This window comes from Anaerococcus groningensis, assembly GCF_046365465.1.
GTDB lineage: Bacteria > Bacillota > Clostridia > Tissierellales > Peptoniphilaceae > Anaerococcus > Anaerococcus groningensis.
In genome coordinates this window covers 1-823 of record NZ_JBGMEG010000027.1, presented here as the reverse complement: position 1 = coordinate 823, position 823 = coordinate 1, and the positions used below count along the sequence as shown (strand labels likewise).

Genomic DNA, 823 nt, shown 5'->3' with positions numbered 1-823 from the left:
GTTTTTGATAGTCTTTTAAAACTACTTTTACATCCTTAAATAATAAGAATAAGCATATTACGTTTATAAACACTACTATACCAACAAATACGTCAATGAATCCCCATACTATGGATAGATCCATTTGTGTGGCAACTAAAAACATGATAAAGGCAATTATTCTATAAATCCAAAGTGGCCATTTATAATTTTTACCAAAGATTAGAAGGATATTACTCTCCCCATAAAATAAGTCGGCAATTAAAGTAGTAAATCCAAATAAACTCATAGCAAAGAACACTAACCATCTACCTACTTGACCAAATTGAGATTGGAAGGCATCTTGAACTAATAAAATACCATCGTGTCCATTTCCAGCAACTCCAGTTAGTAAAATAGCAAATGCAGATAGAGTACAAATAACAATTGTTGTTACAAAAGTACCAAACATAGCTAAAAATCCTTGTTCAGCTGGGTGTTTTACGTCTGCTGATGCGTGCATGATACCAGCTATACCGTTTCCAGCATCGTTTGAGAACAATCCACGAGCAACCCCATGTCTAAATGCTTCTGTAATAGTATGTCCTGCTAGACCACCTACTATAGCTTCTGGTTTGAAAGCTCCTCTAAAAATTAATCCAAACATAGCAGGTACTTCTTTAATATTAGTAATTATGATAAATAAAACTGCCAAGATATAAAGACCTGCCATAAAAGGAACAACATTTGATGAGAAATCTGTTAGTCTTTTTACTCCTCCAAATGTAATTATAGCTGCTGCAATAGTTACAATTATTCCAGGCCAGATAGGATTTGCATCAACAACTCCTGTAAAGGCTTGGCC

General features: G+C 34.3%; 1 protein-coding gene. It reads right to left on the bottom strand.

The window, feature by feature from the left end:
* Window positions 1-823 (bottom strand): alanine/glycine:cation symporter family protein (locus AB9Q04_RS08085; RefSeq protein WP_410024826.1); only part of this gene is annotated, 823 nt, incomplete at both ends.